Annotated in this window: 13 protein-coding genes; 12 read left to right on the top strand and 1 reads right to left on the bottom strand. The window is 39.2% G+C overall.

The genetic code is table 11. The features are described 5' to 3' along the window. The first annotated feature begins 183 nt into the window (after positions 1-183). The 7 genes from LE179_RS01870 (at position 184) to thiC (ending at position 7,297) form a co-directional block, all read left to right on the top strand. Complete coding sequence (locus tag LE179_RS01870) at positions 184-768, top strand: hypothetical protein (RefSeq protein WP_374128678.1); 585 nt, start codon at positions 184-186, stop codon at positions 766-768. 182 nt (positions 769-950) lie between these two features. Further along, positions 951-1,589 carry a hypothetical protein gene (locus LE179_RS01865; RefSeq protein ID WP_374128677.1) on the top strand — a complete coding sequence of 213 codons (639 nt, stop codon included), beginning with the start codon at positions 951-953 and terminating at the stop codon, positions 1,587-1,589. A gap of 1 nt (position 1,590) precedes the next feature. Beyond that, positions 1,591-2,181: a hypothetical protein gene (locus tag LE179_RS01860; RefSeq protein ID WP_374128676.1), complete on the top strand. Its 591-nt coding sequence runs from the start codon at positions 1,591-1,593 to the stop codon at positions 2,179-2,181. A gap of 364 nt (positions 2,182-2,545) precedes the next feature. Next, entirely contained in the window at positions 2,546-3,973 is a 1,428-nt protein-coding gene (gene gcvPB / locus LE179_RS01855) for an aminomethyl-transferring glycine dehydrogenase subunit GcvPB (RefSeq protein WP_374128675.1), read from the top strand. 66 nt (positions 3,974-4,039) lie between these two features. Further along, a complete protein-coding gene (locus LE179_RS01850) occupies positions 4,040-4,501 on the top strand; it encodes an adenylyltransferase/cytidyltransferase family protein (protein ID WP_374128674.1) in 462 nt (153 codons plus the stop codon). A gap of 336 nt (positions 4,502-4,837) precedes the next feature. Continuing rightward, positions 4,838-5,386, top strand: coding sequence for a hypothetical protein (locus LE179_RS01845; protein WP_374128673.1), 549 nt, complete (start codon positions 4,838-4,840; stop codon positions 5,384-5,386). Positions 5,387-6,031: 645 nt separating this feature from the next. Next, a complete protein-coding gene (thiC, locus tag LE179_RS01840; RefSeq protein WP_374128672.1) occupies positions 6,032-7,297 on the top strand; it encodes a phosphomethylpyrimidine synthase ThiC in 1,266 nt (421 codons plus the stop codon). A gap of 300 nt (positions 7,298-7,597) precedes the next feature. Here thiC and LE179_RS01835 read toward each other — a convergent pair whose 3' ends face one another. Beyond that, the gene (locus LE179_RS01835; RefSeq protein WP_374128671.1) at positions 7,598-8,050 is read right to left on the bottom strand and encodes a hypothetical protein; all 453 of its coding nucleotides are present in this window, start codon (positions 8,048-8,050) and stop codon (positions 7,598-7,600) included. Positions 8,051-8,703: 653 nt separating this feature from the next. On the opposite strand from LE179_RS01835, the gene LE179_RS01830 reads away from it, so the two are divergent. The 5 genes from LE179_RS01830 (at position 8,704) to gatA (ending at position 13,590) form a co-directional block, all read left to right on the top strand. Beyond that, a complete protein-coding gene (locus tag LE179_RS01830; RefSeq protein ID WP_374128670.1) occupies positions 8,704-9,252 on the top strand; it encodes a DUF4416 family protein in 549 nt (182 codons plus the stop codon). Positions 9,253-9,467: 215 nt separating this feature from the next. After that, positions 9,468-10,379, top strand: a complete 912-nt coding sequence (locus LE179_RS01825; RefSeq protein ID WP_374128669.1) for a metallophosphoesterase — start codon at positions 9,468-9,470, stop codon at positions 10,377-10,379. 422 nt (positions 10,380-10,801) lie between these two features. Beyond that, a complete protein-coding gene (gene gatC, locus LE179_RS01820) occupies positions 10,802-11,098 on the top strand; it encodes an Asp-tRNA(Asn)/Glu-tRNA(Gln) amidotransferase subunit GatC (RefSeq protein ID WP_374128668.1) in 297 nt (98 codons plus the stop codon). Between the two features lie 30 nt (positions 11,099-11,128). Then, positions 11,129-12,130, top strand: coding sequence for a magnesium transporter CorA family protein (locus LE179_RS01815; RefSeq protein WP_374128667.1), 1,002 nt, complete (start codon positions 11,129-11,131; stop codon positions 12,128-12,130). Between the two features lie 2 nt (positions 12,131-12,132). Next, positions 12,133-13,590 (top strand): Asp-tRNA(Asn)/Glu-tRNA(Gln) amidotransferase subunit GatA, encoded by a 1,458-nt coding sequence (gatA, locus tag LE179_RS01810; protein WP_374128666.1) that lies wholly within the window; start codon positions 12,133-12,135, stop codon positions 13,588-13,590. The last annotated feature ends 176 nt before the right edge of the window (positions 13,591-13,766 follow it).

Raw genomic sequence — 13,766 nt, 5'->3', positions numbered from 1 at the left:
GAATGGCAGAAAACGTTGAGAGCGTTACAGAAGACATTTTAAAGGAAACACGCAACATCTACATTTCCGCACAGTCGTTAATAAGGCGGTTATGAGATAAGTTTGGCGAGCCTCCGAGAGAGCTGATTGATATGTGCGAAGATATAAAAAGTTTAGTTTACAGGATTGAGGACAACTAAGAAAATGAAAAAAATTATATGTGTATGCTTATGTATATGCCTGATGTCTGGCTGTGATAAGTCGCTTAGGCATGGAAGACCTGCGAATGCTGTTGCTGAGGATAAAGGAAGCGAAGGCGTTTCAACGCATTCGCTGACGTCAGATACTTCCGCTCTTGCACCTTCAAACACTCCCGCTCCAACACCTGAGCCGAGTAAGTCTGCTCTGCCTGCGTCTGATACTGCTGATACAGGTAGCTCAGTTGGGAAATATGCTGTGAATGCTGTTCTTTGTGCTGTTGCTCTTGCTTTCGTATGTTATGGCGGTTATAAGTTGCTTTATAGATTTGCAGATATTAAGCCTGTTTCTTTAGGTAAATATGATACTGTTAAAGATACGCCTGAAGGTTGTAAAAAATGTTATTTTATTAATGGTCATTTTTTTGATTGGGATACAAATAGATATATTGACGAAACGCCTGTTGAGTTTAATATGTTAAAGTATTATAAATCTAATCCGTTCAATCTGAAACCTCTGTTGAGGAAGATATTCGGAATTGAAGTACCGAAGTCCCCTTATAAACCTAATCCTTATAATATAGGAGCCTAGAACGCCCGAAAACGTTGAGAGCGTTACAGAAGACATTTTAAAGGAAACACGCAATATCTACATTTCCGCACAGTCGTTAATAAGGCGGTTATGAGATAAGTTTGACGAGCCTCCGAGAGAGCTGATTGATATGTGCGAAGATATAAAAAGTTTGGTTTACAGGATTGAGGACAACTAAGAAAATGAAAAAAATTATATGTATATGTATATGTATATGTATATTCTTGACGTCTGGCTGTGGCAAACTGCTTGATCATGGAAGACCTGCGAATGCTGTTGTTGAGGATAAAGGAAGCGAAGGCGTTCCAACGCATTCGCTGACGTCAAATGCTTCCGCTCTTGCACCTTCAAACACTCCCGCTCCAACACCTGAGCCGAATAAGACTGCTTCAGCTTTGTCCGATACGACTGATACAGGTAGTCCAATTGTGAAGATTAGTGCTTGTGCTGTTGCTATTGCTGTTATTGCTGTTATTGCTGTTGTATATTATGTCGGTTATGAGGAGTTGCTTCGTAAATTTGCAAACTCTGGATTTGTTAATACGACTGAATTAGGTAATGTTAATTTTTCTGAAGACGCAGCTCGCTCAGAAGGTTACAAACCTTGTTTTAAGGTTTCTGGTATTAATTGTTATTTTGATTGTGCTTCAGACGAGTGGATTGCCGAAAGACCTGTTTTAAATAAAGGCGTTGCTTCGCAGTCTGATTATTTACTTCTTTATAAACCTAATTTTCTAATTCGGAAATTTCTGAAACCTTTGAAATTTCTGTTGAGGAAGAAATTTGGAATGCCTTTGATTCACAGTCGCTTAGGCGGATAAAATGAAAAAAATTATATGTATATGTATATGTATATGTATATTCTTGACGTCTGGCTGTGATAAGCTGCCTGATCATGGAAGACCTGCGGATATTGTTGTTAAGGATAAAGGAAGCGAAGCACCGCATTCACTGACGTCAAATACTCCAAATGCTTCCGCTCCTGCACCTTCAAATACTCCCGCTCCAACACCTGAGCCGAGTAAGTCTGTTCAGCCGTCTGATACTACTGATACAGGTAGCTCAGTTGGGAAATATGTCGGTTGGGCTTTTGCTTTTATTGCTCTTATTGTTGGCTGTTATGATGTGTTTAGATATTTCAAACCTAAAGAAATTATTGTTCCTGCTCCTAATCCTGTAGGTTATGTCACTTGGTCTGTTTTCGAATCTAACTATTCCGCTTATGGATATTGTTATCATTATAGTGAGGATATTATTTCTTATACTTGGTATCTTGCTAAAAAGGTAGCTAGACGCTGTTTTTGGACTAAGGCAGGTTTACATAATGAGAGAATTGATAGTGAAATAACTGTTTATGAATTGCGTGATGGTAATAGGAGGCTTAGTTCATTTGTTTATCAGCTTGAGACCTAACTAATAGGAGAATAGAATGCCTGAAAACGTTGAGAGCGTTACAGAAGACATTTTAAAGGAAACACGCAACATCTACATTTCCGCACAGTCGTTAATAAGGCGGTTATGAGATAAGTTTGGCGAGCCTCCGAGAGAGCTGATTGATATGTGCGAAGATATAAAAAGTTCAATGTATAAAAGAATTTGAGAAACTATTGCTGCAAAAAATGCTGCCGTTTAGGAAAAACCGTAAATTGAAATTGAGAAATATCTGTAGGTTTGGCGTATGACAAAAGCGTAATTTAAAAGGATGGGGCTTAGTGCTTCCAAGCGCAATCGCGATAACAAGGCGTAATTTAAAAAAATGAAGCGCAGGGGTATAAAAATGGAAAAATTATTAAATGAGCTGTCTTCGGAATGCAAGCCGGCATACAGCGTGAATTCGGACGTTGAAATTGACGCGCAAATTCCTGAAAATTTAAAAAGAAATTCAGATTTAGGTCTCCCAAGTATTGCGGAAAGCGATCTGTTGAGACATTTTACAAATCTTTCAAGGAAAAATTATGCCTTAAGCACGGTTTTTTATCCGCTTGGATCATGTACGATGAAATATAATCCTTTGATAAATGAGCGTATTGCTAAAGACGAAGCTTTTAACTTTATACATCCGCGCCAGCCGGCGGAAAGCATGCAAGGCGTTTTAGAAGTAATGTGCGAATGTGAAAGAGATTTATGCGAAATTTCCGGAATGGATTATTTTTCGCTTCAGCCTGCGGCGGGGGCGCACGGAGAGTTTACGGGACTTTTGATAATCGCAGAGTATTTTAAATCTATAAAGCAGGAAAGAACAAAAATAATCGTTCCTGATTCCGCGCACGGGACAAATCCCGCTTCGGCAGCTTTTGCGGGTTTTAAAATTGTTCCTTTAAAATCGGAGCCAGACGGAAGCATAGTTCCTGAAAAATTAAAGGAAATCCTAACTCCTGATGTCGCCGCGGTTATGCTTACCGTTCCTAATACTCTGGGAACGTTTGAAAAAAATATACCTGAAATATCAAGAATAGTTCATGAAAACGGCAGTCTTTTATATTATGACGGCGCAAATCTGAATGCTGTTATGGGCATAGTAAGACCCGGCGATATGGGTTTTGACGTTATGCATATAAATCTTCATAAAACTTTTTCAACTCCGCATGGCGGCGGCGGTCCAGGATCGGGTCCTGTCGGCGTAAAAGCGTTTTTAGAGCCTTTTCTGCCCGTGCCGAGAATAGAAAACAAGAAATCTAAATTTGTTTTAAATTATAAAAAGCCGAAAAGCATAGGAAAGCTGAAAGCGTTTTTTGGAAATTTCCCTGTGATATTAAAAGCGTATATTTACATAAAATCGCTTGGCGCGGAAGGTTTAAAAAGCGTCTCGGAGCAGGCTGTTTTAAACGCAAATTATATGCTTGCGAGGTTTAAAGATAAAATCAATGTTCCCGCTGGAAGCAGATGCATGCACGAGTTTGTTCTCTCTCCCAAATCTTTGTTTAAAAATGGCGTGAGGACTTTAGATATTGCAAAGAGACTTTTGGATTACGGTTATTACGCTCCGACGGTATATTTTCCGCTGATTGTTGAAGAAGCGATTATGGTGGAGCCTACCGAAACGGAATCTAAAGAAACGCTAGATGCATTTGTTGACAATCTTATTAAAATTATTCTTGAAGAAGCGGCGCAAGAACCGCAGAAACTTAAAGATGCGCCGGTTAATACTTCTGTCAGAAGGTTAAACGAAGTGGAAGCGGCAAGAAAACCGATTTTGAAGTGGTAAAACAAGAACTTGAAAGCAATGCTTAAACGCTCAAAGAGCCAAAATAAAGCCTTGACAAGAAAAAAAATGCAGGCGGAAATAAAAAAACTTCAAAAAGCCGGTAAAAAAGTGGTTTTTACAAACGGCTGTTTTGACTTGCTTCATTTGGGGCATATAAGCCTTCTTGAAAAGGCGAAAAGCATGGGCGACGTTTTAATAGTTGCTATAAATTCGGATAAATCTTTGAGTTGTCTTAAAGGTCCCAAAAGACCTTTGTCCGCAGAAAAAGACAGAGCGAAACTGCTTCTTTCTTTAAAACCTGTAGATTATGTCGTTGTGTTTGGCGAGCGAACGCCGGTAAAAATTTTAAGCGAATTGCGTCCGGATATTTTGGTGAAGGGCGGCGATTATAAGCTGTCGGAAATAGTCGGAAAAAAATATGTAAAAAAAGTTTACAGGTTTCCTTTTGTAAAAGGGAAATCGACGACAAATTTGATAAATTTAATAATAAGCCGTTATGGCGCTGAAATAATGCAGGGTCAAAAATGAAAAAATCAGAATATTATTGTTGCGTCTTCTCTTGTATTTGCGCGTGGCGCGCCGATTGCCGAGAAGTCATCTTAACGGCAACCGCAGCGGGAAAAGCCTTCCTGTCAAGAATGTTTTGAATTGGGAAAGATTTGGACTTGCTGCCGTTTGCTTATCTTTCTCGATAATATGCTTTCAACGCTGCATATGCTTTTTCACACGAGTTTGGCGGCAAGCCGGGAGACTTTGCGGAATAGACAAAAGAGCGAGGATAGAAAATTTTTTTGAAGGAGCGGATGATAACGATTGCGCGCATGAAATGTTTTGTTTGTTAAAGGCGGAAGCGGAAGTTTGGGAATGAGCAATAAAACTAATAACAAAAGAAGAATTCCTCCGTCTGCCGTTTCCAAACGCTCAAAGGGCGTTGCTTTCGGAAATTTTAACCAGAAGTCCGCTTTGAGAATTATCGACGCAAATTTAAATCGTTGCCGCGAAGGTTTGAGAGTTGTTGAAGATAGTCTGCGCTTTGTTTTAAATGACGGTTCTTTTTATAAGAAAATTCGCGGGATTCGTCATGATGTGGATAAAATCTTGAGAGACAATTATGGCAAACTTATAAAAGAGAGAGATTCTTCCGACGATTCCGGCAGACAAATGCCTGAACTGTTAAAGAAAGAATTGTCAGGCGTAATAGTTGCAAATTTTAAACGCGTTCAAGAATCTCTAAGAGTTTTAGAGGAATATTCAAAAACTTTTTTCCCTGAAGCGTCCGCAGATTTTAAAAAACAGAGATATGCGGCGTACAGCGCTGAAAAGCTGGTTTATTTAAAGTATAGAAAGTTTTTTATTGCAAAAGCGTATGAGGGGGCAGTCAACGCTATTGCAGGAAAGAAGTCCTTACAGTAAATGAAAAAATAGAACGGCCGCTCGTGCAGAACGATATATAGGGCAATATAAAGTTTGTCTATTAGTTAGTTGCTTTGCCAGCTTAAAAGATTTGGAGTGGTGCCAGTAGAGCTAAAAACTACGCAGGAAATAAATCGCAATATCGTTGAAGGAGCAGAGGAAACGGAAAGAGGGAAATGAGATATGAAGCCTAAAGGATTAGATAATAGGCGGAAGAACCTGACAAAGCCGCAGATATCGGAATTGTCAAAGAGAATATTAATTCAATCAAACGGGATTTTGCCGATTCTGTAAATAATTTGCCTAAACTGCCGTCTGCTTTCTGTTTTTCCGCTTGAGGAAATTCCCGCAGAAGGTTTTCAAAATCGTCTTTAAACGAGACTAACCGTGCTGATTTTCAATCCGCAGAAAATCCTTAATTAAAAGAAGATGTTGGAGTTATATGAGGTAAAAGAAGTTGCCAATGCATCTTTTTAATAAGAAAAAAAAGCATAAAAAATGAGTAATGAGCTAATCAAAATACCTTTTTAAGTCTGCTTGTCAAATCGGGTAAATTGCCGTTGGCTATGTCGGATAAACCTGACGGCAGAAATCAAAAATATATTGCGGAATAAATTTGCGGCAGGGATATTAAATGGAGGAATAATGACACTAATGGAAGATGCTCAGAGTAAAAAAGCGAACGGTTTAATAAAGAGTGCCGCTAAAGCCGAAAATTTAGACGAAGAATTTATAAGAGCCGGCGTTGCTGACGGGACTATTGTCATACCTAAAAACGTCAATAGGAAACTTCAAGAAATCGTAGCTGTCGGGAAGGGATTGAAGACGAAAGTCAACGCTAATATCGGCACATCGCCTGACCATATTGACATTGCGGAGGAACTTGCAAAACTTGATGCCGCCGTTAAAGCCGGCGCCGATGCCGTTATGGATTTGTCAACAGGCGGCGACTTAGTGCAGATAAGAGAAAAAATTCTTGCCGCTTCGCCCGTGCAGGTGGGAACGGTTCCTATTTACGAAGCTGCTTGCAGAACGGTTGCAAAAGGCGGAAAAATATCCGAAATTGACGGCGAATTGTTGTTTGACGTTATAGAAGAACAAGCGCAGCAAGGCGTAGATTTTATTACCGTCCACTGCGGAATTAACAAGGCTACTGTGGAAGTATTAAATCGCCAGGGGCGACTTGCCGGCGTTGTGAGCAGAGGCGGCTCTTTTTTGGTTAAGTGCATAAATGCGACCGGGAAAGAAAATCCTTTATACGAACATTTTGACAGGCTTTTGAAAATAGCTAAAAAATATGACGTCACATTGAGTCTTGGCGATGGGTTCAGACCGGGTTGTGGGTTTGACGCTTCGGACGGACCGCAGCTTGCCGAACTTTCAGTTTTAGGCGAACTCGTTTTAAGATCGCGGAAAGAAGGCGTTCAATCTATGATAGAAGGTCCAGGTCATGTTCCTTTGAACCAAATTGAAGCAAACGTAATTCTTGCGAAAAGATTGGGATATGATGCGCCGCTTTACTTTTTAGGACCTTTGGTGACCGATATAGCTGCTGGTTATGACCATATAACTTCTGCGATCGGCGGAGCGTTGGCGGCAGCTTACGGTGTTGATTTTATTTGTTATGTTACTCCCGCCGAACATTTGAGACTTCCCGACGTTCAAGATGTCCATGACGGCGTTATTTCTTCGAGAATTGCCGGACACGCCGCAGATATTGTCAAAGGAGTTAAAGGCGCGGCAGAGCGCGATCGCGAAATGTCTAAATGGCGTAAAGCGAGAAATTGGGAAAAACAAAAAGAATTCTGTATAGATCCTGTAAAATTTGCAAAAGAAAGAGCGAAACTTCCCCCGCAGCAGGAAGATGTATGCACGATGTGCGGAGAGTTTTGCGCTATGAGAGACGAGTAAGACAGGGCGGAATATCAGCTGAGTGTAAGAAAATTAGTCTTCCGTCCCTTCTTTTATTTAATGCGTTTGAGACGAAGGCAAAGACCTCGCCAACTTGAAGCGACAGCGCTTCCCACGTTCTCTTTTATAGAGTTCTACGTAATGCAATCTCTGATGAAGCTGCCAATTATGCTTCTTTTCTAAATTTTTATATCCGCCAATAAAAGGTATTCTCTCTAATGGCGGACCCGGCTTTTTTTCTTGCCTCATCGGCAAGTCTCGAATCTACGAATATCGCCGAACTGAATAATCTCTGGATTCTTACAACTGCTTTTTAGCTGCTTTGTCTTTGATTTTTTTGTTATTTCTTTCTCTTTTTAGAAAAGACATGTAATCGGGAAACGTTACGATTCTCTTTGTTTTACCAAGCCACACGTAGGCGCCTATATCTTTTTGAAACTTAATTTTTACGGGATTTGCAGAATATGTTTTGTTTACATACCATGCCGAGCCGATGATATTTTTATATTTTGTCGATTTTTTGTTTGCCGCTATCGTATTCCCGTATGCTTTTAACTGTTGTTTTACTATTTCTTCCGCTTCTTTAGGTTCCGGAATGTCTCTTGTAAAATTTACATGCAGTACCGCCGCCATTTTAGGCAATTTTTCCTGAAACTCTACAAAATAATCGGTTTTTTCAACAAAATCCCCGAAACAAAAAACATTTGCCGCAAATATTAAAGTAAATGCCGCCGTAGAAAAATATTTTTTCATTTTATGTCCTTGTTTTAATCGCGCTGTATAGAAAGAGATGTTTCTGCAACAGGTAATGCAGTGAAAATCAACCGCGCCGCAAGTCGCAGGGCTTTGTTTTCTAAATTCTTCATTACGAGATGGCAACGCTATCAAGCCGTTGATCGCATTTTCTGCTTCCAGTTCGTTGTCTGTTTTCGGCTGATGTGCGGATAATCTCCATGTTTTTTTCTTGAAATCCTTAGCGTAATGCTCGATTCCTTTCGTTTAATTTTTCAGTCGTGGCATTGCCAATAAATCTTTTTGGCGCATGTTTTGTTCCTATAAAGAAATCAATGAGGCAATTTAGTAAAGAAAGTCCTCCATATGCAGATACGGGCGCCATTGCCAACAGTGGACGTGTATCCTCTGTCCGTTCTCTCCATTTCTCCGGACGATTTTACAGAATAATTTCCTTCTGCAGGGAATTTGTGCATAAACCGCTCCGCTGATCGTTTATTTTGTACTTCTTTGCGCGCCGGATTGAGAATTTTCCATAATTATCTGGCTCGCTGCTTCCAATGATAAATGATAAGCGGAACGCATTTACGGCACGCTTCGCAACGTATAAAGTTATTTTACAATTTTGACGTTTTATAGTAAACTTATCCTTATAAAAATAACGAGGTAAAAAAATGGGCGCTGCAGTCGCGCCGAAAAAAGTAAAATTGTTTTGCGGCGTAATTTCATCCGATGGAGAAAGGGAAATAAAGCGAAAATCCTTTGAAGCGCTTAAGGGAAGATTCGGCGAAATTGATTTGACAAGTGACGATATGCCTTTTGATTTCTCCGATTACTATAATATTGAAATGGGCGATAATTTGGAACGTTTTTGGATTTCGTTTGAAAGATTAATTTCCCCCGCCGATATTGCCGGGATAAAAATTTTTACAAACTCCATTGAAAATGGATTTGCCGTAAATAATAAAAGGCGAATAAATATTGATCCGGGATATATAACTCCGTCAAACGTTATTCTCGCTACGACCAAAGATTACAGTCACAGAATTTATCTTTCTAAAGGTATATACGGAGAAGTTACTACAATATATAATAAAAAAACCGGGTTTACTAAGCTTCCATGGTCATATCCCGATTATCTTTCTAGACCGGCAACGGATTTTTTTTTAAAAGCGCGGACGGAGCTTGTGAAGCGATTAAAAAAGAGTCGATACTTATTTTAATCTACTCAAGTTGTGTTGTTCAAGCAAGGGGGCAATTTATGGACTTACTGGTTTTTATTTTGGCCTACTTAGTCGGATATCTTTATATTGCATGGCGCGTGAATTTGGACTTAAATATTAACCGGCCTTACAACATTTGTTTGTATGCCGTATTTATTATTTTTTGTATTGTAAGCGTTTTTTCATTTGCCGCCAGACATTGCGAAGCTCCAATTATGTTATCAATTAGTCGTTTTGGATTTATATGTATGGGCGTTTGGGGAATAACGCTTTCTTTTTTTATTGTAAACGACGTATTAAATTTAGCTAATTTACTACTTAAGATAAAGAACTTCAGATATTATTCAACTCTTATAGCTGTAATTTTGAGTACAGCGGCGTCAATCTGGTCTTTGTTGAATTTTGCGTTTATATTGAGCGTAAAAGAAATAAAAATAAAAGTTCCGCAGCTTCCGACCGACTCTTTGAAAATAGTACAGCTTTCGGACGTGCATATCAACGCTGCTACTTCGCCTAAAGCCATAAATAAAATTTTTGATAAGGCGGCGTCTTTGAAACCGGATATGATAGTTATTACAGGCGATTTAATAGATACTGATATTAATGCGGACGACAGATATGTTGAGTACGGTTTTGAAAAATTAAAGGCGAAATACGGAGTTTTTGCCGTCTCGGGGAACCACGAATATCATACGGGCATTGACGCCTATTTTTCAATGTTAAAAAAATTAGGATTTAAAGCTCTTCAGAATGAAAGCGTTTTAGTTGAAAATCTGATTAATGTTGCAGGCATAAACGATGCAGATTATGATAATCCTGCGGAAATCTCAAAAATTTTTGCTGGTACAGATAAAAATTATCCTGTAATTTTTTTAAGCCATCACCCCAATTCCTTTGACGAAACTTCAAAACAAAGCTTAAAAATAATACAGCTTTCAGGGCATACTCACGCGGGGCAAATACCGCCTATTGAAATAATGAGGAGATATTTAATGAAATACAATTACGGCTTATATTATAATAACAATGCGGTTATGTATATAACTTCCGGAACGCGTTTGTGGGGACCTCCTATGAGGTTATTTAATACAAGCGAGATAGCGGTGATAACTCTGGAACGCGAATAGACTGTGTTATCTATAATGTGCTGGCGTCGGCTGGATTTTAACACTTTCGGCAGGCGCTGAGACTATTGCTGTTCCATTTCAAATTTAAAGCGTGGTTGTTTTTAATTGTTTGAAAAGCGGATTTCCGTTTTATAAGTATTTTAAATAAGCGCTTTATCTTCAGCGAAGAAGGAGATAGAAGAGTTCTCTCTGTCGAGAGGCATAATATTCGGATAGGATTTACGTTGAAGCCCGGTAAATAACAGCCGCTTTTGCCAGACGGAGATTAAAGAGACTAGCTGTTGCTGCGGGTATAATCTGAGGTTTGTCATTCAACTTGCTTAGTCGTTTGGGAAAAAGATAAATATGAGAAATTATTATTTATTGTTAAAGAATTTTGATTTTTGTACAATCTTAACAATCTAATTCAACGAGGTGTGTTTATGCTGAAAGAAGACCTTGAAATTACCGCTTTTCTTGCAAGAATAGATATTAAAGAAGATGAAAAAGAAAAATATCTTACAGATATAAATGAGATGTTTGACTATATTGAGATTTTGCAAGAGCCTGATACTGCTAGTTTACAGCCAACGACTCATGTCACGGAACTCAGAAATGTCTGGAGAGAGGATGTCGTAAAACCGTGTCCGAAAGAGGTTATAGATCATCTCCTTGACAGCGCGCCTGCAAGAGAGGGAACTTTTTATAAAATTCAAAAGGTTATAGCAAACGTATCTTAATTCTGATGCGCAAGCAGAGCAGATTTTATTATGATAAAAGCGGTTTATTCTATCGGCGGTAAGTTTACTACCGAATATAAAGCATCAAGAATTTCGGAAGATTATAAGAAAAAGCCCGATATTATGTGGATTGACATCCATTTGGAAAACCACGAATTAGGGCAAGAAGAGACGTTGCTTCTATCCGAATTATTTAAATTTCATGAGATGTCAATTGAAGATTGTCTCTTTCCGCAGTATCATCCAAAAGTAGAAGAGTTTGAAAATTATGTCTTCGTTGCCGTACACGGAATACAGCTTAAACCAAACTATTTTCAGGAATTTAAAGACAGCATTTACGAGTTAAATATTTTTGTCGGCAGAGGTTTTGTAATTACCGTGCATGTGGAGGAGTTATTTTTTCTTGAAACTCTTTTTGAGAAAGCAAGAATAAGACCGCAGGTCGAAATGGGAAGCCTTGAAAACCTGCTTTACAATATTTTTAATAAAGTTGTTTCCAGCTACGAGTTCACTTTAGAGAAAATTGACGATAAAATGGAGAATCTGGAAGATGATGTCCTCGAAGAGCCGGAAGCTAAAAATATGGAAGAAATACTCAATATCAAAAAAGTGATTTTTGCAATGAGAAAAGTAGCCGAATACCAGCAATCGGCATATGTTTACTTTAACTTTATAAGAGCGTCAAACAGCAATTTGATTTCAAAAGAGTATTTGGTATATTTTCGCGATATTTATACGCAGTGCGTGAGAGTAAATCAGTCTATGGTTATGCGGAGTCAGATGGTTGTAAGCTTGCTCGAAGTTTATATGTCGAGCGTTACGTTAAGGCTTACCGAGGTTATGAAATTTTTGACGGTAATAGCGACAGTTTTGATGCCAGTTCTTATTATATCCGGCTATTATGGAATGAATATGCGGTTTCCGGAATATTCAATTTTTGGGGAAAAGAATTTGTGGGTTTTTGCGATATGTTTGATGCTCATTAGCATGGTGGTGATGCTTGTATATTTTAAAAAGAAAAAGTGGTTTTGAGTATGGACGAGATTTTAAAAATTAGAGCGAGAAATTTGCGCGCAAAGGTTTGTTCCGGCGAAATAAAAAGCGTTGAAATTATCAAAGCCTGCTTTAAGCGTATTAAAGAAGTTGATTCAAAAGTAAAAGCGTTTCTTAAATTAGACGAAGAGCGTTCCTTAAAACAAGCTGCGCAAACCGACGACAAGATAAAAACGGGCGCAGAATGCGGATCTCTTGAAGGCATTCCTATAGGCATAAAAGATAATATTATGATAAAAGGCGAAAGTATGACTTCCGCTTCTAAATATCTTGAAAATTATATTTCTCCTTATAACGCCGCTGTTATAGAAAAACTTAAAGAAGCGGGCGCAGTTTTTGTGGGAAGAACAAATATGGACGAGTTTGCGATGGGCGGTTCTACGGAAGCGTCAGCTTACCAGAAAACTGCAAATCCTTGGAATATTGAGCGTATTCCAGGCGGTTCTTCGGGTGGCAGCGCCTCCGCCGTAAGCTCGGGTATGGTGCCTTTTGCGTTGGGTTCCGATACCGGCGGCTCAATAAGACAGCCTGCGGGTTTTTGCGGCATAGTGGGCTATAAACCTTCTTACGGCTTAATAAGCAGATACGGCGTGTGCGCTTTGGCGTCTTCTTTTGACCAGATAGGTGTGCTTTCAAAAGACGTAAAGGATGCCGCTTTGCTTACGAGCGTTATAGCAGGCGAGGATTACAGGGATCCTGTTTGCTGTCCCGGAGAGCGGATTGATTATACGAGCGGCATTGATAATCCTGACATATTAAAGACTGTGAAAATCGGCATACCGAAACAACTTTTAGATTATAAAATGGATGGAGAAATATCGGAATGTTTCAGTAAAGCCGTAAATAAACTTGAACTTGAGGGCGCCACAATAGCCGAGATTGACATTGCGGCTTATAAATATGTTCTTGCCCTGTATAAAGTTATCATGTGCGCTGAAGTTTCTGCAAATATTGCGACTTTTGACGGAATTCGTTACGGGCATAGATCGTCAAGCGGACGGAATTTAAACGATGAATATGCAAAATCCCGAGCGGAATCGCTTGGGTACGAAGTTAAGAAAAGAATATTGTTTGGAACTTATGTTTTGGGCGCAAAAAATTATTACAGGTGTTATCATCAGGCTCAGAAAGTGAGAACTCTGCTTATAAACCAGATAAACGAGGCGTACAAAAAATGCGATTTTATATTTTCGCCTGCAACTTTGCAAATGCCTGTAAAATTTGGCGAGACGCTTTCGGAAGAATGCGATATTTTCGTCACGGCGGCAAATCTTGCTGGGCTTCCGGGTATTACCGTTCCGTGCAGTTTTGTAAGTTCGGGTATGCCGATGGGCGTGCATTTTATGGGATCAAGATTTTCTGACGCGAAACTCTTTCAGATTGCCAATGCTTTTGAAAGAATATCGGGATTTGATTTAAATAAATATCCGGTTCTTTAGCAGAGATTAAAGCGTTTGTGTTTTGACTGCGGAAAGACTTATCCGCTTTTCTTATTTTGATATTCATGAAAACTGCAAAGCAATTCTCGTCCCAAGCTGCCCTTAAAAGAGTTTTGTGGACTAAAGAAGAAGAGATGTTGAAAGAGAGCTTATCATCATTTCTTAAAGATAGAGAG

Source organism: Candidatus Endomicrobiellum agilis, from assembly GCF_020328115.1.
GTDB classification, from domain to species: Bacteria; Elusimicrobiota; Endomicrobiia; order Endomicrobiales; family Endomicrobiaceae; genus Endomicrobiellum; species Endomicrobiellum agilis.
This window is presented reverse-complemented; position numbering and strand designations above follow the sequence as displayed.

Coding starts and splice junctions, on each gene's coding strand:
- gcvPB (WP_374128675.1), top strand. CDS start 2,546: ATGGAAAAATTATTAAATGAGCTGTCTTCGGAATGCAAGCCGGCATAC.
- LE179_RS01860 (WP_374128676.1), top strand. CDS start 1,591: ATGAAAAAAATTATATGTATATGTATATGTATATGTATATTCTTGACG.
- LE179_RS01825 (WP_374128669.1), top strand. CDS start 9,468: ATGTTATCAATTAGTCGTTTTGGATTTATATGTATGGGCGTTTGGGGA.
- LE179_RS01865 (WP_374128677.1), top strand. CDS start 951: ATGAAAAAAATTATATGTATATGTATATGTATATGTATATTCTTGACG.
- LE179_RS01845 (WP_374128673.1), top strand. CDS start 4,838: ATGAGCAATAAAACTAATAACAAAAGAAGAATTCCTCCGTCTGCCGTT.
- thiC (WP_374128672.1), top strand. CDS start 6,032: ATGACACTAATGGAAGATGCTCAGAGTAAAAAAGCGAACGGTTTAATA.
- LE179_RS01850 (WP_374128674.1), top strand. CDS start 4,040: ATGCAGGCGGAAATAAAAAAACTTCAAAAAGCCGGTAAAAAAGTGGTT.
- LE179_RS01835 (WP_374128671.1), bottom strand. CDS start 8,050: ATGAAAAAATATTTTTCTACGGCGGCATTTACTTTAATATTTGCGGCA.
- LE179_RS01815 (WP_374128667.1), top strand. CDS start 11,129: ATGATAAAAGCGGTTTATTCTATCGGCGGTAAGTTTACTACCGAATAT.
- gatC (WP_374128668.1), top strand. CDS start 10,802: ATGCTGAAAGAAGACCTTGAAATTACCGCTTTTCTTGCAAGAATAGAT.
- gatA (WP_374128666.1), top strand. CDS start 12,133: ATGGACGAGATTTTAAAAATTAGAGCGAGAAATTTGCGCGCAAAGGTT.
- LE179_RS01870 (WP_374128678.1), top strand. CDS start 184: ATGAAAAAAATTATATGTGTATGCTTATGTATATGCCTGATGTCTGGC.
- LE179_RS01830 (WP_374128670.1), top strand. CDS start 8,704: ATGGGCGCTGCAGTCGCGCCGAAAAAAGTAAAATTGTTTTGCGGCGTA.